Raw genomic sequence first — 22,108 nt, 5'->3', positions numbered from 1 at the left:
ATGAACGGCACTCCCGAAATCCTCGACCCGTGCTGCGGCTCCAAAATGTTCTATTTCCAAAAGGATGATGAGCAAGTCTTGTTCTCCGACATTCGGGACGAAGAACACATTCTGTGTGACGGTCGAACCCTCACTGTTCACCCGGATCAGGTCGCAGACTTCCGCGCCTTGCCGCACGAAGACGAATCTTTCAACCTCATCGTTTTTGACCCGCCGCACCTTGAACGGGCCGGCCCTCAATCGTGGCAGGCCAAGAAGTACGGCAAGCTGAACAAGGCTACATGGCGCGAAGATCTCGCCAAGGGTTTTGATGAATGTTGGCGAGTCCTCGCCGGGGGGGGGCACTATGATCTTTAAATGGAACGAGACACAGATAAAAGTCAGTGAAGTTCTGGCGTGTTTTTCTCAGCGTCCCATATGTGGCCACCGGACTACTCAGAATCTGAAAACTCATTGGATGGTTTTTTATAAGCCGGCTGGGGCGGCGTGATGGGTAGCGTGAATTATGTAGTAAGCCTTTCCGGCGGCAAGGATTCCACGGCTCTTCTTCTGCTTATGCTTGAAAAGAATATTTCTGTTCATTCGGTGGTGTTTTTTGACACAGGATGGGAATTCCCGCAGATGCATGCCCACCTCGACCAGCTCGAAAAATATACCGGGGTCAAGATAGTCCGATTAGCCCCTAAAAGGTCATTCACTTATTGGATGTTTGAGCGACCAGTAAAATCAAAAGAAACGAGAATAATAAAAACAGGGATACTGCCACCTCCCAAAGAAGAAGACTTCGATGACGATGATGATTTCAGATTTGAATTCGAATGCTGGGAGCTTGATCCTTTTGAATACAAAAGAATTGAAAAAGGAGAGGTTCACCGGATCGGAAACGGCTGGCCTTCACCATCCCGGAGATGGTGTACCCGGCAAAAGGTCTCGGCAATTGATGCTCATTCAGCCCAAATTGAGAATCCTATCCAGTGTATTGGTTATGCGGCAGATGAGTCCCATAGAGCTAAAGGTAAGACACTGAACAGCAAAAAGAGATTTGAATACAGATTTCCCCTTATTGAGTGGGGTATCGATGAAAGGACAGCCTTAGCTATTTGTAAATCGCATGGGTTCGATTGGGGGGGGCTATACGACCATTTCAGCCGGGTAAGCTGTTTTTGCTGCCCTCTCACACGGCTGAACGATTTACGGATACTGCGAAATGAATTTCCAGAGTTGTGGGGGCAGATGCTCGAATGGGATTCCAAAATCCCCGGCAAAAACAGAGGATTTAAGGGTTATGCCACCGTCCACGATCTGGACCATCGTTTTGAATACGAAGAATCACTCTTAGCACTACTTAAATCCGCGTAAGCGGCGAGGAGGGAGAAAGAGAATGCAGCAGTACATAGACGATTATCCCGTTGGAAACATCGAGCCGTATGACGGGGAAAGGATGGAATTCATGATGGAAGATCCAGATTGCCATGTCCGCATCTTCAGCAGCATGAGCAAGGCTTGCGCGGCAAAGCGGGTAGCAAAACGCCGCATGAGAAATAAAAGGGCGCGTAAGGCTCGTAGAAATGGGAGGAAGTAGGGAATATGCCAGACTTTACTCCAGAAAAAATAATTCCGGTAAGCACCCTAATTTTTAAGGGAGGAATGAAAATGTCTTTATCCTGTTCATGCGGAGGAAGCCTTGACGAATACGCATATATGCACGAAGGCCCCAGCGAATTTCAGCCGTTCAATGAAAGCGGTGAATACAAAAGGCGCAAACGGTGCGCGGCCTGCGGTAAGCTTCTTGACTTCGGAGAGGACTGCATTCGCTTCGAACGCATCCGTGCTCCCCGTGGCGAATACGAACAGAGCCGCTTTGGTGATGAAGTAGGCATGCCCCCGGTTTTCCAGTGCGAAAAATGCGCCCAGATATTTATACCGCTATGGGAAATGGGATACACCTGCATGTCTCCAGATGTTCCAGTACAGGAATACCTTGCTGAATACTGGGAGAAGATCGGCTTTGACCCTAAAAAATATAAGGACGCACCATGAACGACTACACATTCAAAGCCCCCGGAGAACAGGCCCGCAAAGTCTGCGCGGACTCCGTAGCCAACGCGATAAAAGTGATTGAGCGCAACTCCCCGGATTTTCCGTGGACTGAGTGCTGCAAGGGTAAGGCGGTTTTATGGAGAAGAAAAACAAAATGACCCCGGATACGGTAATGGCCGTTTTCTTCGGAGGCCTCTGGCTGTTCGCAATAGTGGCTATCCTTTGCGGTGTATTTGCTCCTGATCGCAGAGCCGACATAGTTGAAAAAGTCATCGAAGCGGCAAAGGAAATTGAACAGGACTGCCCCGTCAAGAAAGAGTTAGAAGAACTGCGGGAACGGATTGAGAAACTTGAGGGAATGAAGAAATGAGCGAAGACACTACCCTTTTCGTTTGCGAGAACATCGGCATGGATACCGAATCAGAGGTCGAGATCACCAAAAAAGACGGCAGGTTCCAAGCACATCAGGAAGTATCACTCTTCGGTATGGGCGGATGTCATTTCTTTGGATACGGCAGCACTCCCGAAGAAGCGCGGACTGATCTGGAAAAGAATCTGAAGGAAACTTCGGAAGATATGTGGAGGTAAAGAAATGGCAGAATGTGAATTTCGCAAAGAACTGCGAGACGGAATCGGATATTGCGAAAACCCTGGATTAGACAATTTGATCGAAAGGAATGAAAAACTTCATGCCGAAAACGCCCGCCTCCGCACCCAGAACGCAAAGCTTGCCGGAGCCAATGCCAACCTACGCGAACAGGTCAGCGTCATGCGTTCAGCAGGGGAATTCATTGACTTTCCTGCCGAAACCGAGATTGACGATTGCGACTTCGCCACCTGTGCTTACGGACTTGAGGCTGGGAGTTCCGGTTTTTGTTCGGCAGATGATGCCACAGGCGAAGCCGGTTGTCCTGCACATCTTAAAATTTGTTCCGCTTGCGCCGGGTCTGGGGTTGAGGGGTAAGGATGCCGCCAGGAATGAGAATCACCGCATTCATAGGTGCTGCAGTTGGTTCACTCTTCTTGCCTGTAGGCTTTATCCTTCGTTGTCTCCTCAGTGGATTTCTAACCGGATGGGGAATAGCGGATAAGTCCAACAAAAGAATAGAAACCAAAATTATTACTGAATATTCTAAACTCAATCAGGAATAAGGATTATGTTGATGACAATCACAGATGTTGCCGAGCTCCTCAAGACTACTCCGGGAGCCGCTCGGACCACTCTTGATAACCTGAAACTCTGCCCGGTAAACTTGGGACCGGGTAGAGGGAAAGGGCTGCGCTGGTATCGTTCGGAAATCCTTGAAGCTTTGGATAACTCCCGCAAGAGTCCTGCTATCAAGAAAACTAAGCCTAAAAGCAATTCACCTTTTAAGGGCAAAAGCATACATCAGCTTATGCAGGAATTGACAACCCAGCCAAGGCCGCAGTAATTATCAAGAATGGCTATCAAGAAATTAAAGAATCGGGCAAAACCTTATCGCGTGTACTGGCGCAATCCATACACCAAGAAGATTGAGACGGCCCATTTTGAAAAAAGACGCGAAGCAAACGAATATAACAGCAAGGTCAAGCATTGGCTCAAGTTCGAGCCTCAACGCTTCGCCCCTGCCGAAGAAATTTCTACAGACGAAATCACTGTTGAATATATAGTATGGGCATACCTGCAAGATCGCCAGCTTAAACCTAAATCTCTGCGCGATACCATATACCACCTGAAGAAAGTCCTGCCCGTTATCGGCCATGTTTATATTTCCCAGTTAGCGAAATCCCACATGCGCGACCTTGTCAAAAGTCTGCGCGACCAGGGATTAAAGCCCAACGGTATCAACCGTAAAGTAAGCATCATTAAAGCCGCTCTGAACTGGGCCGAAAATGAAGAGCTTATCGATTCCAATCCTATCCGCAATTTTTCATGCCCGAGAGGAACCAATGAACAAGTTCCCCCCCCCACTCCTCACGAGCTCAATCAGATTTTAAAAGTAGCACCGCCCCACCTTCAGCGAGTCATTATTCTGGGGCAAGCGTTCGGAGTCCGCATAGGAGAATCAGAACTCTTCAAAATTACATGGGACAATATCGATTTCTATGGTTGGATCATGCGCATATGGAGTGCGGAGAAGAACAAAAACACGCAATGGCGAGAGCTCCATATAAAAAAGAGCTTACGCCCTATTTTTATCGAATGGCGCGAACAGGACCGCAAAAGCGGAGCCACACACCTCATTAACTGGAAAGCGAAACCAGTGACCACCATAAAGAGGTCATGGAAAACCGCCTTGAAAAATGCTGGAATAACTCGCCGTATTCGCCCATATGACCTTCGCCATGCCCACGCCACAGAAGCCTTAGCAAATGGAGCAGATATAAAAGCCGTAGCCGAAAACATGGGACACACAGATACATCCATGATCCATAAACACTACCAACACGTATTGGTAAAACAAAAGGAGACAGCCCTGAATTCTGTACCGGATTTGGTAATACAGAGTGGTAATACAAACGAGGGGTTTTTAGGGGGTTTTAGTATTACTAACAATAAAAAAATTCAATAAAATCAAAACATAAGCACCAGAGATCCGCCTTCGGGACGCAGAGACCGGAGGTTCAAATCCTCTCATCCCGACCAGATAATTCAAGCCCCTTACGAAATATTTCGTAAGGGACTTTTATTTTTTCAACCCATCTTACCTTCCCTTTCTTCGGTGTAGCCCCCCTTTCTTTGGGGAAATCCGAGTGAGTCTCTTTCTTCCTGGAGTTTCCGTCCTCTCTTTAAGATAGGCTCATTAATTCAGGTATCACATAATCGTCACACCAAAGCAGCAAAACGGTATAAAGACCGGAGTAAATTGCCTCCTTATCTTTTTCATTGAAATATATAATTTAAGGAGTTGCACATGAATCTGAATCTTCACCGCATTCTTTCTCTTGCAGGCACTGTCTGCCTCAGTTGTACACTGGGGCTCGGCGTACTCACTCCCATGGATGCCAATGCTGAAAAGGCCGGGATTGACACAGTCCACAAGGCTGCAAAGCACATCAGTAAAAAGGGCTCACGTCTGCCATACAGCGTTCTTCGCAGCGATATTCTGGATGCCATCCATCCGGATGCAAATTTTGAGATCCGTAACGGAGGATTCGGCTCGGCCATGACCGCCCACCCGAGCATCGGCAACCGTTTTTACGCTCTTACCGACCGTGGCCCCAACGGCAAGTTCAATGGAGAGTACGGTAAAGGCAAAACTTTTCCCACCCCGGATTACACCCCACGCATCGGCCTCTTCGAGGTAACTGAAAAAGGCAAAATAAAGCTTATTAAAACCATACTGCTGCGCCGTCCGGATGGAACCCGCATCACCGGACTTCCCAACTCCTCCGACCTTGGCGGGACCGGCGAAACGCCTTACCTTGCTGAAGGCGGCCCCGTTCTGGTGGACGGCTCCAAACCTTTTAATAATGATAAGAACAGCCCCGACTACAATCCCCTGCGCCTCGACGATTTCGGCCTTGATGGAGAAGGACTGGTGGCACTCTGGGACGGAACATTCTGGGTAAGCGATGAGTATGGCCCGCACATGGTTCACTTTGCGGCTGACGGAAGAGAGATAGGGCGCATCAATGCTTTTGCCGGTGACAAACGATCTAAAATCAAACTGCCCGCCGAATTTGCCAAACGCCGCCCCAATCGGGGCATGGAAGGTCTGGCCATAACACCTGACGAAAAGACTCTGGTCGGTATCATGCAGTCGACAATGGACCTGCCCAGCAAGAAAATGCGCAAGCAGACCATCACCCGCATTGTAACGGTCGATCCCGCCTCAGGAAAAGTCGGTCAGTACCTTTACAGACAGGAAAAACCCGCCAACTCAAACTCCGAAATTGTTGCCCTCTCCGATAATACTTTTATCGTGATAGAACGTGACGGGGGCTTCGGTCTTAAAAAAAATGGCGTACAGAAACAGGTATATAAAATCACTCTTTCTTCCGGAACTGACCTTGAAAAAGTAAAAGGCAACGGTTTTACTCAGGATGATAAACTGGGCCTGCTGCTTAACGGCAAAACCCTGGAGCAGGTCTCCATGGAAGGCGGCTGGGAAGCTCTGGAAAAGGCGGGGATAAAGCCCGTATCCAAGTCCCTGATAGTAGATATGTATAAAGAAGTGAAATACCCGCACGATAAAATGGAAGGGCTTTGGGTCATTGATGAAAACACCCTTGGCGTGCTGAATGATGATGACTTTGCCATGTGGTCCGCAAAAGGCGGCAAACTGCACCAGAAATTTCTGGATAAGGAGAACACGCTAGTAGACGGCAACACCCTGTATATCGTGCCCGCTGACCTTACACCTGTTAAGTAAGTAGGCCATAATCATCTCAACTCAAAAAGCCGTCCCTGCAAGTAGGACGGCTTTTTGAGTTTGATGTATCATTAATGTTTGAAATCAGTTCCATTCCCATGGAAAATCGGCAAATGAATAACCCAGATTAAAAATTATCCTTGAATCATCCTCTTGTTTTCCGGGAACAGGATCGTTGGTCCAGTCATAATTATACTGAAATGTTCCGAAAAAATTCTGAACAATCGGAAAGAGAACCCCGGACTTTGACTGCCAGATCCAGTTCTCTGTATCTTCAACACTGACCAGTCCGGTCTGGGAATGAAAAAGCTTGAGCCTTTCGGGGAACAGCCACCACCCGAAATCAATATTCCATCTTCCGGCTACAAAATCCCGATCCTCGCGGCTGGAGTACTCCTCCCACACATAGGCAGGACCTGCTTCACCGGAAAGGGTCAATGAATCAGAATCAAAAAACTGATAACCCAACCCCAGCCCAAGCACCGAACGCAGGCTCAAATCCTGAAACTGGTCCTGTTTTACGGACCCCGTGCCACTCAGATACATCTTTTCGTCAAGAAAGCGGTTATACTCGCCGGAGAGCATCCAATTATAGTCTGACCTCTCTCCCTTGGAAGCACCCCAGTAATGATCGCCGTGAGCCTTCCAGCGGTCCTTGTCCACCCGGTAGGTAAGATCAAAAGCTGCGTTTACGCTTTCCTTTCTGGTGTTACCTTCTGATTTATCCCAACCTGCCTGCAGACTTCCCTTGAAATCATAATTTTTAGGGCGGGAGTTGATCGCGGCGGTTTCTTCAATAGAAACAGGAGCTCCTTTGCCCACTTTACGGATGCTGTCAACTTCCTTTTCTTCTTTGATATTCTTTTTGCGGTAGACAGCCAAAGGCTTTTCAGAATCAACGGATTCGATCTTAGCCCAATCCAGTAATAAAACTCCGGCATAATCCGTCTTGAACTTAAGTTTCCCATCTATCATGGAAATAACTTCACCTGTGATTCTATCACCATTTTCAAGCAGGACCGTATCCGCGGCAGCAGGAGATGAACTTGAAATAAATGCGAATAAGGCCAGTAGGACTATGAATGTTCTATAGAGCATTTAGCACCTGCGAGTGTAATTGAATTTTATTTATGTGCCACAACAGAACGCTTAACACATATGACAAGAGCGTTAATATCCTAACAGGGGCATATCATGTGTCAATGTTTTTACAGGATTATGCTCCATCAATACCGTCACAGATTATTAAATTAAAGCGCCCCTCGCTCTCTATTTACTTATCCTAAAAGGCCCACTTCGACATGCTAAGCCAGACAGTAAACAGATTATAGAACAACAAACTTCCCCTTTGCCCGTAAAACCTATAGGATTCTGTCATGGCTAATAAATCAAAAAAATTACCCCTCATTATTGACGGCGGCACAGGAACCGAACTGGAACGGCTTGGTGTTCCCATGAATGGTATCGCATGGTCCGCAGCTGCCGTTCTTTCCCATCCGGACATATTACGGGATGTTCATCAAAATTTTCTTGATGCCGGATCGGACATGCTCATCGCGAACACTTTTTCCGCGGCCATCCATAACCTTACCCCGGCCGGATTGGCAGACCGATTCGAAGAGATCAACCGGGAAGCGGTGCGTATTGTGAGGGAGGTTATTGACCATTCTGGTAAGGATTGCGTTACCGCCGGAGCCGTTTCCACAACGACTTTCTCAGGCAGTCTGGACTATTCCCGTATGTTACAGGGCGAAGAAGCGGTCCGTCAGTACTCGCGGCAGGCCGAGATACAGGTCAATGCCGGAGCTGAAATAATGATCCTTGAAATGATGAGGGATATTGAGCAAACCGCACTGGCACTAGAAGGTGTGCAGCGTTGTGGAGTTCCGGTCTGGGTGGGATTCACCTGCTACTCTGACAGTACCGGCGAGGCTTTCCTTCTACATAGTGACATCCCCCTTTCACTGGCCCTTAAAGAACTGGACCTGTCCCCGGCCCGGGCGGTCGGAATCATGCATACTCTTATTGAACACACTCCGCAGGCCCTCAAGGTTCTGAAAGAATACTGGTCCGGGCCGACTTTCGCCTATCCGCATGCCGGAAGATTTGAAATGCCCAACTGGATATTTCAGGATGCCATAACCCCCGAAAAATTCGCGTCTTTTGCGAAAGGGCTTGTGGACAGCGGTATAGATTCTGTTGGGGGATGCTGCGGTATAACCCCAGATCACATCCGGGCTTTCAGCCAACTGATAGCGGCTGAAAGCCGATGAGACCTAAATATGCGAAAAGCCTTGTTAATGATCATTTCATACGTTTGAATCATATCAGGTTTGAATGTTCCTGATAGAGATGGACTCTTTTTTTGAATATCCACCGGATTGAACCAGTCAATCAGACTTTAATTCAATCTGTTCCCGGAATATTTTCAGGCTCTACTCTGTTCATACAATCAAGATTTGTCACTGAGCATATCTTTATTGATTATCTCCCTTACCTGATCTTCACTCACAGGACGCGAAAACATGAATCCCTGTACATCATCACAGGACATTTTCTGTAGCATGGCCAGTTGGGAAGATTCTTCAACGCCTTCCGCCACCACTTCAAGATTAAGGCTTTTAGCCATATCCACAATTGTTCTTACTATCTCATGATTGATGTCAGCATCATCCGTTCCCGAAATAAAGGATCGATCGATCTTGAGTCCGTGAATCGGGAACTGCTGCAGATAACTCAGGGAGGAATAGCCCGTACCGAAATCATCAATAACCAACTGCACTCCCAGTTCACGAAGCCTGTTCAGCTTGGGCATGGTCTCTTTGGGATTCTCCATTAGACAGCTTTCCGTTAGCTCCAGTTTCAGGTTCTTAGGAGCAAGCCCCGTCTGCTCAATACAACTCTCGACAAACTGTGTAAAATTAGGCTGTAAAAACTGTTTGAACGAAAGGTTAACACTTATAGCAAGATCAGAAGCTCCAGTCTGATCAATCCACTCTTTCATCCTTTCACAGGCCTCGCGAAGAACCCACTGTCCCAGAGGGACTATCATACCCGTATCCTCCGCCATGGGGATTATAACTCCCGGAGATACAGCACCTCGTTCAGGATCATCCCAGCGCAACAAAGCTTCAAAACCCTTAAGACGGCCGTTAACTGCATCAAGAATAGGCTGATAATACAAACTCAACTGCTCATTTTTGATTGCCTCCCTGAGGTCATTTTCCAGCTCAACCTCAGCGACCAGTTGAGCATGCATTTTCTGATTGAACACCTTGAACTTTCCGCGCCCGGCTTCCTTGGCACGGTACATGGCGATATCAGCATCTCGCATTATTGAAGCGGCATCATCACTGTCTGAACTTTTGAGCACAATCCCTATACTTGCGCTGGAGGTGATTTTGGTACTGGCAAGACTAAAAGGAACCTGAAGCGAATCCTGAATCCGCTTGGCAATCTTGATGACCTCCCTGAATGATCCGTACTCCTCGACAATAATACCGAATTCATCTCCCCCCAGGCGGGCGACAGTATCTACTTCCCGGATGCATGAGCTTAACCGGTCGGCAATAACTACCAGAAAATCATCGCCGGCCTGATGCCCTAACGAATCATTAATCCACTTGAACCTATCAAGATCAAGCATCATGGTTGCGAATCTGTATTCGTCCCTTCTCTTTGATCTTTTCAAGGCCCGATTGAGGCGTTCCGAAAAAAGCACCCTGTTGGGCAATCCGGTAAGGGCATCGTGAAAAGCCTGATGGGAAAGCTGTTCCTCAAACTCCTTGCGCTCGGTAATGTCCGTATAAATGTAGTAAATCCCGGAGACATCGTCATCAACATAGACAGGATAGCCCAGCACGGAAACAGGAATAAGGCGTCCATCACTATGTTTTCTGACCCCCTCACTGTCTACCGCGCGTCCGGAAAGAACCGTTTCGTTGAACTGTTTTGCTTCAGCCTGAAGCTCTTCCGGAACGACGACATTTCGATTTAAACGTCCCAGAACATCATTCCTGTCAACACCGAAAAGCTGCTCAAAAGCTCGATTCACATTTACAATCACCCCTTTTCGGTCCACCTGGGAAATCGCCTGAGGTGAGCTTTCAAACAACTGCCTGAAATAAGCCTGCTGAACCTGAATCTTTCGCTCCGCTTCCTTCCGTTCCGTGGTATCCCTCAGGATAGCCATATAAAAGGGCATGTCATGAGCGGGCGTGATTACAGCTTCCATGGGAAAGCATCCGCCCTCAATTCTGGACCCTAGAATTTCCACCGGCTGAGAACAGAAAAGTTCCTCGACATGAACATCATCCGAGCGGATCAAGTCTGTGAAACGGAATTCTTCAAGAGCCCCCCCGTATGGCAAAGCAAACATCTCCATTGCTCTGGGGTTTGCCTGCATAAGAGAGAGGGAATCCCTTGCAAAGGTCAATATTCCATCTGTTGCACAATCAATTACCGCCTCGGTCTTGGACACACTTTCTTCAAGGGCATCCATCACCTGATTGTAACAGGTGGCAATACGCCCCACCTCGGTAAAAGGCTCAACAGGAATCCTGAGCGAAATATCCCGCTTGCTGGCCTGCTTCTCCATTGCTTCAAACAGGGTAAGAAGGTCGGTTCTGGCTCCATGCTCGGATATGTTCAAACCTACTTCTTCATCCTCTTCATCAACACGCAAAGGATATATCCTATTCATTCCCTTCAGGAGAAAATAAGGAATGAGAAAGGCCACGGCAAAAGCCGCCCCGACTCCTGTCAGCTGGACCAGAAACTGTGAAAACCGACTCAGCCCGTTTCCTATCAGTTCAGGATCACCGAAAAACGCAACAGCCAGAGTCCCCCATATACCGCATACAAGATGCACGGGCACTGCTCCGACTGCATCATCTATCCGATAACGTTCCAGAGTCTTTTCAGCCCATATGCATAATGGTCCTGCCACTGCACCGATAATGACCGCATCACTGCCGCTGACCACATGGCAGTTTGCCGTGATGGCAACAAGCCCTCCAAGAGATCCGTTAATTATGTAGTTCACACGGGGGATACGGCAGTCAAGCCAGCCTAGGAGCAGACATACAACAGCACCGGCTACACCAGCGAGAAGAGTATTAGCAATAATCAGAGGAACCGAGCCGTCCATCGCGAGAGTCGATCCGCCATTGAAACCGAACCAGCCGAACCAGAGCAGCAGAGCCCCCAGCACGGACATTGGCAGATTGGAGGGATTCATTTCATGAGGCGTCCCATCCGGAGCAAAGCGCCCAGTACGGGGTCCAACCACCAGCAGGGCGGCAAGAGCCACCCATCCGCCAACCGAATGGACAACTGTTGAACCTGCAAAATCCACAAACCCTTTTTCTCCAAGCCATCCTTTCAATGCCCCGGTTTCCAGTCCATTCCAGGCCCAATTGCCGAAAACCGGATAAATGAAGACCGCCAGCAGCCCGGCAACTATCAAATAAGAGCTGAAAGGCATCCGTTCAGCCACAGCACCCGAAAAAATAGTAGTGGCAGTGCCGCAGAACATGGCCTGAAAAAGAAAAAAAGATGCCATAAAAGGTGAAACATTCAAGTCATAAAAAAAGGAATCTGTGCCGACCAGCCCGGCGAACTCGGCTCCGAACATTATTCCGTAGCCGGCAATCCAGAACCCGCAGGCGGAAAAAACAAAATCAGCCAGATTCTTGGCTGCCACATTTATGGAATTTTTGGAACGAGTGAGTCCTGATTCCAGACACATAAAACCGGGCTGCATCAAAAAAACCAGAGCAGCGCATATCAAAATCCACAAGATATCCAACATAGACCGTTCCATAGTCAAAACCCCTTTCTCAGATCAGAACTCACAGCCATTCAAAAACGCTTTACCGAAAGCGGAAAATTAATGAAAAACATCCGACACCAAGAGGTCGTCTTTAACCATAATGAAATATAATTGACCTCAAAAGCTATTTTCAGGCACGATAAATACTTTTTTGTAAACACACAACCTTATTAAGCTGAATAAAATTCATTAATCTACAAAAATGTACCTTCAATCCATCCTGTTATGATTTATTTTTGAATAAAACATAATATGCAAATGGGGCTAAATGGTCCGGTGCCAGACAAAAAAACATCGAAGCCCGCGTATTCCAGAATACGCGGGCTTCGATGTTTTAAAACCAACTGACTCAAATTGTGTTTCAATGCACAACTGTAAACTGTAACCAGTCCTGCGTTGCGGCGATAGTGAAGTATTCTATTTAAAGCTACGAGCTAAGAGAGTTCGGACTCTTCTGTCAGCTCTCCCTGCTCAACCATGAACTGCCTGTAAAGGGCCAGAGCCATGCAACTCAAAGGCAGGGCCATGACCAGCCCAAGAAAACCAAGCAGTTTGCCCCACACAGAAAGGGAAAGTAAAATCATCCACGGAGAAAGCCCGAGGCTCTCCCCCTGAAGCCGGGGAACCAGAACAGCGTCCTGCAGCACCTGCACTACGGCGAATACTATTCCCACTCCCCCAAGTGCCCACCAGAGGTTGCCGCCCGTAGCCAGAGCACTGAGGGCTGCCAGAACAAACGCGGGAACAAGCCCTGCAATCTGCAGATAGGGAACCATATTCAAAAGTCCGATAAACATACCCAGCAGAATTGCCAAAGGAAGATTTATGATCAGGAATCCGGTGGAGAACAAACAGCCGATAATCAGAGCTATCAAGGCCTGTGTCCGAAAATAACGGTTTGTTATATTTGTGAACTCGTCAACAAATTCGCTCACCCTACCACGGTAACTCAGGGGAATATGATTGCGCCAGCGTTGCAATTTATCATAATCCGTCAGCAGAAAAACCAGATAAAGGATTATGACAAATACTCCCGCGAAAGCAGTAAGGGTCTGAGCGGAACCGCTGACGATGCTCCAGATGCCGGGCAAAGCCTTCTGCGCTGAAGACTGGAGGATGTCGGTAACCCCGCTTTCGGTAAGAAAGGAGCGCACCTCATCCTCTTTGGCAAGTTCAAGAACTTTCTGCCAGATATCTTCTGGAATGTATTCCTTGGCCCTCTGGGCTACAGCGGAATCATTAACCAGTCGGGCAAACAACTGACCCAGATGCTTCAGTTCCGAACCTATGGCACGGACAGCCATCCAGAGTATTTTCGTTGCGGGAAGCATAATTGCCGCCAGGGTCAACAGGACTGCAGCGGTTCTGTTCTTAACGAACCTGCCGGTGAACCTCACCAGCGGATGCAACAGATAGGCAAGGGTCAGGGCCACGGCAAAAGGGACAAGCACATCACTCAACTCCCCCAGCAATTTTACCGTAATCCAGATTGACGCTGCCCCGAGCACCAGCCTCACCACACGGTCGAAAGTATAAGGATTGTTGTCACTTAGCATTATCAGTCTTCCATTGTCTGTTGAACAAGTTCATTTTTCACTCGCCCCGTCCGTAACGAAGTTCTCTCATCCTTCTGCCAGCACGGTCTATCTCACTTCCCAGAGCGTGTATATTCCAGATGAACGCGGAAATGTTGTTACGCCTTTCAAGCGGCACATCCTCAAAATCCCCTCTTATACGTGCATCACTCACCGCCCTCATGAAAGCATCAACGGCAACTTTAAAATCAGGCTCTTCGGGGCAGTCTTCAGGGGTAAGTGCATAGCACTCAAGCCATTTGTAATAATCAATAGTCTGAGTGAGAATATTTTTCATGCCTTCCGCTATGGGCTCCAGCGGGCCCCCGTGTGCATGGCGGATAATAGTCGCCATGCTTACCAGCAGACTGTGCATACGCCTGAAAGTCCGCAGAAGCCTGCTCAGATCGTTGCGCTGCCAGCCCTGCAGTCCGGGCTCTGCAGCGGCCTCGCGAAAAGACTCCGCACATTCATCAAGCATATTGGAAGCTTCTATTCGGGTCATGACAAGTTCGGCTTCGCTTATCTGACCGTATAAATAGGATTCAGAAAGTTTCCTGAAATGTATCGCCTGCAACTCTACGATCCTGCCCATTTTAGTTCGCAGATTCTTACGCGCAAGGTTGGGCCAGACTCCGAATGATGCGGCAATACCTATGGCCACACCTAGAACCGTATCAAGTATGCGCTCAAGTCCAAACTGCCAGCCGTCAGTGAAAATAACCCCCAGAAGCAGGATCACACCTGTGGTTAAACACCCCGAGAAGGCCGCGTAGTTGAATACACGAAGCAGGATCATCAGAAAAAATGAAAGTGCTATAAGCGAAACCAGAACAGTGATTCCAGGTTCCAGAAACAGAATACCTACGCCGACAGCAGCCCCTATGACAGTCCCCCATAACCTTTTCCAGCCCAGTCTGAGCGTCCCACCCACGGAAGGACGCATGACCACAATAACACTTATGGGCAGCCAGACCGCGTGCCGCAGCTCCAGGAAACGTGCAGCAACAACAGCGAAAGTAATCGCCGCGGCAGCCTTGACAGCATGGCGGAAGGTAACTGAATCATGGCGGAATTCGCGCCGGAGTATCGCAATTTTATCCGCGAACACTGCAGGCCCCTCCGGTACAGCATAACTTATTCATCTCCCCGAATTCTATAACCAGATTTTTCAAACCGTAGATAGCTCCCCATGCTTCCAGAAATTCGTTCTTCAATCCGGCATCCCGCTTATAGGCTCCGAGCTGCAGCAGTTCTCCCTCAAGCTCTGCTATTCCTTTTTCAATCTGTCTCAGGTCTACATCACCCCGTCCTGTGCTAAGTTTTGCAGCAAGGACATCAAAAGCTACGGAACTTCTTCCGGCGATATCACTGAACTTGAAACGCAGTTCGGTAAACACAGGGCTGTGATCGGCAAACTGCCTGCTGTTGGAAAGCCCCACTACAGCCTCGAACATCCGCACAAGCAATGCGTAAAGAGCCGAAGGGCCTTCATAGCTGCCCAGATCCTTGACCGGATCAACGTTCATGGCCTCCATAAACCTCCGATAACGGCGGACCGATTCCACGCAGCGTTCATGAATCTCAGCTATTTCTTTCTTATCCGCCCGGCTGCCTGAGGAAGAGGCAACTGCGCGAAAATAGTCCCCGATATCAGTCAGGGCGACAGCCCCCGCCCGGGTAAGAATCTGCTCAGGTTTTGTTGGAAGAATATGAAAAAGGATGAAATATGAAACAGCCGCCCCGAAGAGAAGCGCCCCGGACCGATGCAATCCGGAAGCAAAGGTATCAGGAGAGGTCATAGCCAGCATGTTGAGTATCAAAGTGCCAAGCCCGGCAGTGGCTGCGGCCAGTCCCAGAACCGGAACAAAGAAAACCGTGAAGGCCAGCGCAAAAAGATAAATCTCAAGCACCCCCGGATAATTACCCGCGACAGTGGATACAGGAACAAGCACCATTGCCAGTACGGTTATGGTCACTGCCACCATTTTTCTGCGGGCAAAAGTGCTCCCGGCCCGGAACAGCGCAATGGCTACGGCCCCGTAGGCACACCATTGCATAAAAGAGGTTCCGGCCCCAAAGAGCCATGCCAGCATAAGAGCCACTGTACATGCCGCAACTGATTTCAAGGCGTACTTGGTAATAAACAGTCCCGGATCCACCGGCCTGATAAAAATGCGGTAAAACTCAGATATCACTTTTTTCATTGCAGCCACACTAAAGCATGGACATTCAAACATCAACTGCATGTGTGCTTCATTCTGATATTTATATTCTTTTCCCGATGTGTCGATTCTCTATTGAATAAAAAACAAAACAGATTATACTTAAAATCGCTTATTTGTAGTAAGTTGACAAATAACAAAACTTAAAATTGAGGATCAGACTATGTTGAGCGACATGAAAATTCGGACAAAAACAATCCTGATCGCATTGGCCGGTCCAGCAGTAATCGCAATAATCATGGGCTCGCAACAAGTAGCGTCAATAAATACTGAAGCGAAAGAATCGATACTTAATAAAAGTAAAGCCATTGTCCAGATGGCCGAGGCTTCGCGTAACCAGATGAGCGAAAAGCTTAACGCTGGAATCGTAAAACCACTGGATGAAATCCCGGCCGACAAAGTTCTGGATGCTGTTCCGGTTATATCAGCCATTAAAATGGTCATGAGTAATGCCAAAGCCTCCGGCTATACTTTCAGGGTCCCCAAGGAATCCCCGCGAAACCCTGAAAACAGGCCCACTCCCCTCGAAAGTGACGTGCTAAAACAAATGAAAACCACCGGAGTGGAAGAAGTTACATTAATTGAAGATGACCAGATCAGATATTTCAAAGCCATAAGACTGACTGAAGAATGTCTGTACTGCCACGGCGATCCCGCCGGAAGCAGAGATGTTACCGGTGGCATCAAGGAAGGATGGAAAGCAGGAAACATACATGGCGCATTTGAAATTATCAGCTCCCTGCAGCCCGCCAAGGACCGAACTGTTTCTGCTATTATCAGCGTTTCAATGTGGACATTTGGAATCGTTGGACTGATAGCTTTCCTTGCTGTTCTTCTGGTCCGCAACACTGTGGCACAACCGCTCGAAGATGTAATTAAACAGACCAACGACATGGCTGGCGGCGACTTCACCCGCAGACTGACTGTAACCCGTAACGATGAGGTCGGACTGGTCAAGAAAACCCTGAATTCAATGATTGACAGTATTACCGGTGTCATCAGGACCGTCAGCAGTGTGACGGAATCGGTAAACACCGGAAGCAGAGAACTTTCGGATGCAGCTGAAAGCCTCGCCAACGGAGCGGCAAGTCAGGCTTCGAGCATTGAGGAAGTGGCTTCCACGATGGAAGAAATGACTTCAAGCATCCAGCATAACGCCAACAATTCAAGCAAAACGGAAGCGATCGCTCGTCAGGCTGCAGTTGATGCCGAGGAAAGCGGCAAAGCATTGTCACAGGCCCTTGAAGCTCTCACGAAAATCGCTGACAAGATTCTGGTTATTGATGACATAGCCCGCCAGACCAATCTGCTGGCATTGAACGCGGCCATAGAAGCGGCCCGTGCAGGCGAACACGGCAAGGGATTTGCTGTTGTGGCTTCTGAAGTTCGCAAACTGGCAGAAAGAAGTGGTGAAGCTGCAGTTGAGATTATCGCCATATCCGATTCCAGCTCCAAAGTAGCCAATCAGGCGGAAGAAAAACTGGCAGCATTGGTACCAGAGATTCAGAAGACAGCTGAATATGTACAGGAGATTGCAGCAGCAAGCCGTGAACAGGGCGAAGGCGCATCACAGGTGAACAAGGCACTGCAGGAACTGGACAACGTGATTCAGCAGAATGCTGCGGCAGCCGAGGAAATTGCGTCAACCACCAGAGAACTTTCGCATCAGGCCGATCAACTGGCCGATGCAACGGCTTTTTTTAAAATAAAGTAACGCTACCTTTTGAGGACTGATTAAATCAAAACAGACTTCTGGGAAATTGTTATCCGGTTTGTCATGTTTGAGTATTCTTCACCAAACATTGCGTATGAGATAATCTACTGAAACGCAGCCGGAAGATGACGTTAGAAATATTAAATTAAACAAGCACTGGAACATTTTTATTTCTAAATAAGTTTTGTTCCAGTGCTTTTCTTTTGTCCGCTGCACGGATTCACTTAAGCTTCCTGACGACTATTCTTTTGCCGGCAGAACGCACATTGAAACATAATCAGCCCGCTGCTAGCGCAATAATAGCCCGGCAGAAAGCAGGAAGATCGTCAGGCTTTCGAGATGAAACCTGATTACGGTCCACAACTACTTCTTCGTTCACCCAGCTTGCTCCGGCATTTTCCAGATCATCTTTAATACCGGGAGTGGATGTGCACTTAAAACCGTCCATTATCTTAGCTGAAATGGGAATCCAGCCACCGTGGCAGATATGGGCTACAACCTTGCCTGCCTCATGAATCATGCGGGTAAGCTCCAGAACCTTCGGGTCACGGCGGAGTTTGTCAGGCGCAAAACCGCCCGCAATGACCAGCAGATCAAAATCATCGGCATTCATATCCGCAATAGCGGCGGTTGAACGGAAAGGATATCCGTTTTTTCCGGTATAGACTTCACCGTATTCAGGGCCGGCAACAACAACTTCAGCCCCTTCCTCGATCAGACGGTAATAAGGATAAAGAAGCTCCATATCTTCAAAAACATTATCGATAAACATCAGAACACGCTGTCCGTCAAGTTTCATACAAGAACTCCTTGGCTTTAAATTCCAAATTTATTTTTTCATAACAGAACATCAGTTAACATAATGGCAGCATCAGCCACAAGGTTGCTGAACTGATTAATGAATAAAAGATATCATCAGGCCCTAATAAAAAGGGCCATTGCGGTTGTCGCAACGGCCCTTTCAAATCTTAATAACAGCGAAAGATTCTACAGCAGCTTGTCCATGAATTCCTTGATTCTAGGATGCTGAGTCTCGGCTGAGAAAAATTCCGCGGGAGCCCCTTTGGCTATGAAATCTCCACTTTCCATGAATATTACCGTATCGGCCACTTCACGCGCGAACCCCATATTGTGGGTAACGATGACCATGGTCATGCCATCTTCGGCCAGTGAACGGATAGTGTCGAACACTTCCCCGACCAGTTCAGGGTCAAGGGCGGACGTGGGTTCGTCAAAAAGCATCATCTTGGGCTTCATCGCCAGTGCACGCGCAATGGCCACACGCTGCTTCTGCCCTCCGGAGAGAGTCACGGGATACACTGTAGCCCGGTCGGAAAGTCCCACTTTTTCAAGCATCTGCAGAGCTACTTCCTCGGCTTCTTTCCTGCTCTTCTTAAGAACGGTAACCTGACCTTCCATTACATTATGCAGAACCGTCATGTGCGGAAACAGGTTGAACTGCTGAAAAACCATTCCGATCTCGGAACGAAGCGCGCACAGATTCTTCTGGGAATCCAGAACCGGATTACCTTCATTGTAGGTGTAGCCGCAGGGTTTTCCCTCAAATGCGATTTCACCGGAATCGATGGTTTCCAGAAAATTCATGGTTCTGAGCAGGGTGGACTTGCCAGATCCGCTGGGACCGACAATAACCACCTTCTCGCCCCGGTTGATCTTGAGGTCAATATTATTGACCGCAGTCAGACTGCCGAATTTTTTGACAACTTTTTTTAGTTCTAAAATAGTTTCCATTTAACGCCTCTCGTATACCCCGACCTTGTATTCGATCTTCTCGAAAACGAAAGTGAATACGGAGGTAAAAATAAGATAGATAGCCGCAGCCATAACCAGCACGGTCACGTTGAAATACGCGTTGAACATCTGGTCCGCTGCACGCATAAGCTCAACCATCGCGATAGTGGATACAAGTGCGGTATCCTTGATGAGCGCGATGAATTCGTTAGCTATGGGAGGTATGATCCGCTTGTATGTCTGGGGGATGATGACCCGGCGCATGGTCTGGCCGTAAGTCATTCCCAGAGCTTTTGCCGCCTCGGTCTGACCGTCATCAATTGATTCGATACCGGCCCTGATAATCTCGGCAAGATATGCGGAATAGTTTATTCCGAGACCTATAAGCGCAGCCGCCAGCGGAGAAAGCGTAATGCCGATCGCGGGCAGCCCGTAGTAAATAAAGAACAATTGCAGCAGAAGCGGAGTTCCCCGGAAAAACCAGATGATGAACCAGCTTATGAAAGTAAAAGGCTGCATACGGCTGATCTTGCCCAGAGCAATGAAAAGACCGCCGACAGGCGAAACAATCATGGTGAAAAAGACCAGAACAAGTGTCATGGTCGCGCCCTTGAGCAGATTCGGCATGAAGCGTTTACAGTCTTCAAGGGTCTTCTGCCATTCGGGCTTGGTTTCACGCTCAAGAGAGGCCAGAAAATTCTTTGCTTCCACATTATCCGGATAAACGGCGGTAACCTGCTCAGCGTACTCGCGGGCCTTCACCGGATCTTTCATGGAATAACTGATGCGCGCAAGCTGCATTCTGGAATAGACAAACTGTCCATCATCGCCTTCAGAACCGGGAGAGGGGACCTGTTTGAAAAGCGAAGTGGCCTGATCAATCTGACCAACAGCCAGAGCGTTACGGGCCTGCTTCAGCAGGGCATCGGCATCAACTTCGGCTGAACCTGCAGCCGGAAATAAGAGAAGTGCAAACAGCAGAAAGAGCGAGGCAAGCGCCCCGCTCTTTCCGAGTTTTTTATCTAGATTAATCATACCTTACCATTTAGCGGGGTTGGTGACATCTTCACCGAACCACTTGCGGGAGATTTTACCCATTGTTCCGTCAGCGATCATTTCATCGATGGTTTTCTGTACTGCTTCTCTCAGGGAGACTTCATCCTGGCGGAAAGCAACACCGAAAGCTTCGTTGGTGATGTAACCGGGCAGCGCAACATACTTGCCGGGGCGCTGAGCCATGGAGTAGCGGCCTGCGATGTTATCAACAACAACAGCGTTGAGGCGGCCTGCTTCAAGGTCAAGCAGAGCTTTAACGTTGGTGTCGTATTCACGGATCTGCTTGGCTGCGGGCTTCAGGGATTTTGCTGCTTCAAGAGCGGGGGAACCTTTCTGTACGCCGACAATCTTGCCACCGAGATCCTTGTGGGATTTGATAGCCTTGTTGCCCATGGCGATAACGGCAATCTGGCCGTCCATGATGTAAGGCTTGGTGAAGGCAACCGCTTTCTGGCGTTCGGGAGTAATGGTCATTCCGTTCCAGATGCAGTCAAATTTCTTGGCGTTGAGGGAGTGCACAACACCGGACCATGCGGTAGGCTGCCATACGATCTTGATTCCAAGGCGTTTACCAACTTCTTCAGCGGCATCAACATCGAATCCGACCAGAGTACCGTCATCCTGACGAAAGCCCATAGGGGCGAAAGTGTCGTCAAGACCGATAACGAGCTGTCCGGCTTTCTTTACTCTTTCAAAAGAACCGTCACCTGCCATAGCGGTGGTTGCGAATGCCAGCATCATTGCAACCATGAGAATTACTAATACCCTTTTCATGCGTCACTCCTAAAAATTTAATCATGCACTTTCAGATTTCCATCCCCGACAGGGAAAACACTTCCAGCCAGTCTTTTTGGAAACCCGAAGCGTTGAATCGAATAGCTCATGAAGCGCCAAGTTGCAAGACTGTAGCCGGGGTAAAACTGAACTTCTGCAAGCTTTTTTAGCAAATTTGTGAGGATCATTAACCGTTTTCCATCATCGCGCACATAAAAATTCCGGTATTATAAAATCCATCCAAAAGCACACAACTCTATTGCAAAGCGGTTGCTAACTAATTTCACCATGTGCTAACCTGTCGGTAATCAATACTCCCATATGCCATCAAAAAGGAGATAATAAATGCCTGATCTTACTTCATGGGGAAGCCGTGAACTGGACAAACTGAAATCCGACATGGACAAGCTGTTCAACAGCCTGTGCAGTGATTACGGGATCCCCTCCGTATGCGGAATCATTGACTGCACTCCGAGAACGCACATGCAGGAAATCAACGGATCACTCGAAGTCTCGACAACAATGCCCGGGTTTCATGCCGAAGACCTGGAAGTCAAAGTGACTGAAACAAGCATGACCATTTCCGGAGAGAAAAAAATGACTTTCGAGGGAGGGAGAAAAACCAGCCATTTCAAAAAGACCATTCCACTGCCCTGCCGGGTGGATCCGGATAACGTCAAAGCTACTTTCAAAGACGGCGTTCTGAAAATCGTACTGCTCAAATGCATTATCAAACCGCAGAAGATCATTTCCATCAACGCTGAATAACTGAACCACGGAGA

At 48.3% G+C, this 22,108-nt stretch carries 23 protein-coding genes; 14 read left to right on the top strand and 9 right to left on the bottom strand.

What is annotated here, in order from left to right; genetic code table 11:
* The 11 genes from ACZ5PW_RS08785 (at position 1) to ACZ5PW_RS08735 (ending at position 6,398) form a co-directional block, all read left to right on the top strand.
* Positions 1-357 (top strand): class I SAM-dependent methyltransferase, encoded by a 357-nt coding sequence (locus ACZ5PW_RS08785; protein WP_464559967.1) that lies wholly within the window; start codon positions 1-3, stop codon positions 355-357.
* Positions 358-489: 132 nt separating this feature from the next.
* Positions 490-1,359 carry a phosphoadenosine phosphosulfate reductase domain-containing protein gene (locus ACZ5PW_RS08780; protein WP_464559965.1) on the top strand — a complete coding sequence of 290 codons (870 nt, stop codon included), beginning with the start codon at positions 490-492 and terminating at the stop codon, positions 1,357-1,359.
* A 22-nt stretch (positions 1,360-1,381) separates the two neighbouring features.
* A complete protein-coding gene (locus ACZ5PW_RS08775) occupies positions 1,382-1,582 on the top strand; it encodes a hypothetical protein (protein ID WP_464559963.1) in 201 nt (66 codons plus the stop codon).
* 71 nt (positions 1,583-1,653) lie between these two features.
* Positions 1,654-2,040 carry a hypothetical protein gene (locus tag ACZ5PW_RS08770; protein ID WP_464559961.1) on the top strand — a complete coding sequence of 129 codons (387 nt, stop codon included), beginning with the start codon at positions 1,654-1,656 and terminating at the stop codon, positions 2,038-2,040.
* Positions 2,037-2,198, top strand: a complete 162-nt coding sequence (locus ACZ5PW_RS08765; protein ID WP_464559959.1) for a hypothetical protein — start codon at positions 2,037-2,039, stop codon at positions 2,196-2,198. Before ACZ5PW_RS08770 ends, ACZ5PW_RS08765 begins: the two co-directional genes overlap by 4 nt.
* Positions 2,177-2,410, top strand: coding sequence for a hypothetical protein (locus ACZ5PW_RS08760; RefSeq protein WP_464559957.1), 234 nt, complete (start codon positions 2,177-2,179; stop codon positions 2,408-2,410). The genes ACZ5PW_RS08765 and ACZ5PW_RS08760 overlap by 22 nt, the downstream gene beginning before the upstream one ends.
* A complete protein-coding gene (locus tag ACZ5PW_RS08755) occupies positions 2,407-2,628 on the top strand; it encodes a hypothetical protein (RefSeq protein WP_464559955.1) in 222 nt (73 codons plus the stop codon). The genes ACZ5PW_RS08760 and ACZ5PW_RS08755 overlap by 4 nt, the downstream gene beginning before the upstream one ends.
* A gap of 4 nt (positions 2,629-2,632) precedes the next feature.
* Entirely contained in the window at positions 2,633-3,004 is a 372-nt protein-coding gene (locus ACZ5PW_RS08750; RefSeq protein ID WP_464553429.1) for a hypothetical protein, read from the top strand.
* Positions 3,005-3,203: 199 nt separating this feature from the next.
* Positions 3,204-3,473, top strand: coding sequence for a hypothetical protein (locus tag ACZ5PW_RS08745; RefSeq protein ID WP_464559953.1), 270 nt, complete (start codon positions 3,204-3,206; stop codon positions 3,471-3,473).
* Between the two features lie 9 nt (positions 3,474-3,482).
* A complete protein-coding gene (locus tag ACZ5PW_RS08740; RefSeq protein WP_464559951.1) occupies positions 3,483-4,595 on the top strand; it encodes a tyrosine-type recombinase/integrase in 1,113 nt (370 codons plus the stop codon).
* Positions 4,596-4,937: 342 nt separating this feature from the next.
* Positions 4,938-6,398 (top strand): esterase-like activity of phytase family protein, encoded by a 1,461-nt coding sequence (locus ACZ5PW_RS08735; RefSeq protein ID WP_464559949.1) that lies wholly within the window; start codon positions 4,938-4,940, stop codon positions 6,396-6,398.
* Positions 6,399-6,482: 84 nt separating this feature from the next.
* On the opposite strand, the gene ACZ5PW_RS08730 is transcribed toward ACZ5PW_RS08735, so the two are convergent.
* Positions 6,483-7,496: a DUF481 domain-containing protein gene (locus ACZ5PW_RS08730; protein WP_464559947.1), complete on the bottom strand. Its 1,014-nt coding sequence runs from the start codon at positions 7,494-7,496 to the stop codon at positions 6,483-6,485.
* 278 nt (positions 7,497-7,774) lie between these two features.
* On the opposite strand from ACZ5PW_RS08730, the gene ACZ5PW_RS08725 reads away from it, so the two are divergent.
* Complete coding sequence (locus tag ACZ5PW_RS08725; RefSeq protein WP_464559945.1) at positions 7,775-8,671, top strand: homocysteine S-methyltransferase family protein; 897 nt, start codon at positions 7,775-7,777, stop codon at positions 8,669-8,671.
* A gap of 179 nt (positions 8,672-8,850) precedes the next feature.
* Here the strand turns inward: ACZ5PW_RS08725 and amt are convergent, their stop codons facing one another.
* The 4 genes from amt to ACZ5PW_RS08705 form a co-directional block, all read right to left on the bottom strand.
* Positions 8,851-12,222: an ammonium transporter gene (gene amt, locus ACZ5PW_RS08720; protein WP_464559943.1), complete on the bottom strand. Its 3,372-nt coding sequence runs from the start codon at positions 12,220-12,222 to the stop codon at positions 8,851-8,853.
* A gap of 443 nt (positions 12,223-12,665) precedes the next feature.
* Positions 12,666-13,787, bottom strand: a complete 1,122-nt coding sequence (locus ACZ5PW_RS08715; protein ID WP_464559941.1) for an AI-2E family transporter — start codon at positions 13,785-13,787, stop codon at positions 12,666-12,668.
* Between the two features lie 37 nt (positions 13,788-13,824).
* A complete protein-coding gene (locus ACZ5PW_RS08710) occupies positions 13,825-14,916 on the bottom strand; it encodes an FUSC family protein (protein ID WP_464559939.1) in 1,092 nt (363 codons plus the stop codon).
* Positions 14,903-16,012, bottom strand: coding sequence for an aromatic acid exporter family protein (locus tag ACZ5PW_RS08705; RefSeq protein WP_464559937.1), 1,110 nt, complete (start codon positions 16,010-16,012; stop codon positions 14,903-14,905). The genes ACZ5PW_RS08710 and ACZ5PW_RS08705 overlap by 14 nt, the downstream gene beginning before the upstream one ends.
* 181 nt (positions 16,013-16,193) lie before the next feature.
* Between ACZ5PW_RS08705 and ACZ5PW_RS08700 the strand changes: the two genes are divergently transcribed.
* The gene (locus ACZ5PW_RS08700) at positions 16,194-17,744 is read left to right on the top strand and encodes a methyl-accepting chemotaxis protein (RefSeq protein ID WP_464559935.1); all 1,551 of its coding nucleotides are present in this window, start codon (positions 16,194-16,196) and stop codon (positions 17,742-17,744) included.
* 277 nt (positions 17,745-18,021) lie between these two features.
* Here the strand turns inward: ACZ5PW_RS08700 and ACZ5PW_RS08695 are convergent, their stop codons facing one another.
* The 4 genes from ACZ5PW_RS08695 to ACZ5PW_RS08680 form a co-directional block, all read right to left on the bottom strand.
* On the bottom strand, positions 18,022-18,543 hold the full coding sequence (locus tag ACZ5PW_RS08695) for a type 1 glutamine amidotransferase domain-containing protein (protein ID WP_464559933.1): 522 nt from the start codon (positions 18,541-18,543) through the stop codon (positions 18,022-18,024).
* Positions 18,544-18,731: 188 nt separating this feature from the next.
* The gene (locus ACZ5PW_RS08690) at positions 18,732-19,496 is read right to left on the bottom strand and encodes an amino acid ABC transporter ATP-binding protein (protein ID WP_464559931.1); all 765 of its coding nucleotides are present in this window, start codon (positions 19,494-19,496) and stop codon (positions 18,732-18,734) included.
* A complete protein-coding gene (locus tag ACZ5PW_RS08685) occupies positions 19,497-20,531 on the bottom strand; it encodes an amino acid ABC transporter permease (RefSeq protein WP_464559929.1) in 1,035 nt (344 codons plus the stop codon). It lies immediately after the preceding gene.
* 3 nt (positions 20,532-20,534) lie between these two features.
* Positions 20,535-21,326 (bottom strand): amino acid ABC transporter substrate-binding protein, encoded by a 792-nt coding sequence (locus ACZ5PW_RS08680; protein ID WP_464559927.1) that lies wholly within the window; start codon positions 21,324-21,326, stop codon positions 20,535-20,537.
* 345 nt (positions 21,327-21,671) lie between these two features.
* Between ACZ5PW_RS08680 and ACZ5PW_RS08675 the strand changes: the two genes are divergently transcribed.
* Positions 21,672-22,094 carry an Hsp20/alpha crystallin family protein gene (locus tag ACZ5PW_RS08675; protein WP_464559925.1) on the top strand — a complete coding sequence of 141 codons (423 nt, stop codon included), beginning with the start codon at positions 21,672-21,674 and terminating at the stop codon, positions 22,092-22,094.
* The last annotated feature ends 14 nt before the right edge of the window (positions 22,095-22,108 follow it).

The organism is Maridesulfovibrio salinus (genome assembly GCF_055394525.1).
The sequence above is the reverse complement of the archived record's forward strand: the minus strand, read 5'-3'. Positions and strand labels throughout refer to the sequence as shown.

Bases quoted from the DNA above. Each gene is read 5' to 3' on its own strand.
- ACZ5PW_RS08735 (WP_464559949.1), top strand. From the start codon at position 4,938: ATGAATCTGAATCTTCACCGCATTCTTTCTCTTGCAGGCACTGTCTGC.
- ACZ5PW_RS08680 (WP_464559927.1), bottom strand. From the start codon at position 21,326: ATGAAAAGGGTATTAGTAATTCTCATGGTTGCAATGATGCTGGCATTC.
- ACZ5PW_RS08760 (WP_464559957.1), top strand. From the start codon at position 2,177: ATGGAGAAGAAAAACAAAATGACCCCGGATACGGTAATGGCCGTTTTC.
- ACZ5PW_RS08695 (WP_464559933.1), bottom strand. From the start codon at position 18,543: ATGAAACTTGACGGACAGCGTGTTCTGATGTTTATCGATAATGTTTTT.
- ACZ5PW_RS08730 (WP_464559947.1), bottom strand. From the start codon at position 7,496: ATGCTCTATAGAACATTCATAGTCCTACTGGCCTTATTCGCATTTATT.
- ACZ5PW_RS08705 (WP_464559937.1), bottom strand. From the start codon at position 16,012: ATGAAAAAAGTGATATCTGAGTTTTACCGCATTTTTATCAGGCCGGTG.
- ACZ5PW_RS08750 (WP_464553429.1), top strand. From the start codon at position 2,633: ATGGCAGAATGTGAATTTCGCAAAGAACTGCGAGACGGAATCGGATAT.
- ACZ5PW_RS08780 (WP_464559965.1), top strand. From the start codon at position 490: ATGGGTAGCGTGAATTATGTAGTAAGCCTTTCCGGCGGCAAGGATTCC.
- ACZ5PW_RS08685 (WP_464559929.1), bottom strand. From the start codon at position 20,531: ATGATTAATCTAGATAAAAAACTCGGAAAGAGCGGGGCGCTTGCCTCG.
- ACZ5PW_RS08690 (WP_464559931.1), bottom strand. From the start codon at position 19,496: ATGGAAACTATTTTAGAACTAAAAAAAGTTGTCAAAAAATTCGGCAGT.
- ACZ5PW_RS08740 (WP_464559951.1), top strand. From the start codon at position 3,483: ATGGCTATCAAGAAATTAAAGAATCGGGCAAAACCTTATCGCGTGTAC.
- ACZ5PW_RS08745 (WP_464559953.1), top strand. From the start codon at position 3,204: ATGACAATCACAGATGTTGCCGAGCTCCTCAAGACTACTCCGGGAGCC.
- ACZ5PW_RS08765 (WP_464559959.1), top strand. From the start codon at position 2,037: ATGAACGACTACACATTCAAAGCCCCCGGAGAACAGGCCCGCAAAGTC.
- ACZ5PW_RS08700 (WP_464559935.1), top strand. From the start codon at position 16,194: ATGTTGAGCGACATGAAAATTCGGACAAAAACAATCCTGATCGCATTG.
- ACZ5PW_RS08725 (WP_464559945.1), top strand. From the start codon at position 7,775: ATGGCTAATAAATCAAAAAAATTACCCCTCATTATTGACGGCGGCACA.
- amt (WP_464559943.1), bottom strand. From the start codon at position 12,222: ATGGAACGGTCTATGTTGGATATCTTGTGGATTTTGATATGCGCTGCT.
- ACZ5PW_RS08770 (WP_464559961.1), top strand. From the start codon at position 1,654: ATGTCTTTATCCTGTTCATGCGGAGGAAGCCTTGACGAATACGCATAT.
- ACZ5PW_RS08775 (WP_464559963.1), top strand. From the start codon at position 1,382: ATGCAGCAGTACATAGACGATTATCCCGTTGGAAACATCGAGCCGTAT.
- ACZ5PW_RS08785 (WP_464559967.1), top strand. From the start codon at position 1: ATGAACGGCACTCCCGAAATCCTCGACCCGTGCTGCGGCTCCAAAATG.
- ACZ5PW_RS08755 (WP_464559955.1), top strand. From the start codon at position 2,407: ATGAGCGAAGACACTACCCTTTTCGTTTGCGAGAACATCGGCATGGAT.
- ACZ5PW_RS08675 (WP_464559925.1), top strand. From the start codon at position 21,672: ATGCCTGATCTTACTTCATGGGGAAGCCGTGAACTGGACAAACTGAAA.
- ACZ5PW_RS08715 (WP_464559941.1), bottom strand. From the start codon at position 13,787: ATGCTAAGTGACAACAATCCTTATACTTTCGACCGTGTGGTGAGGCTG.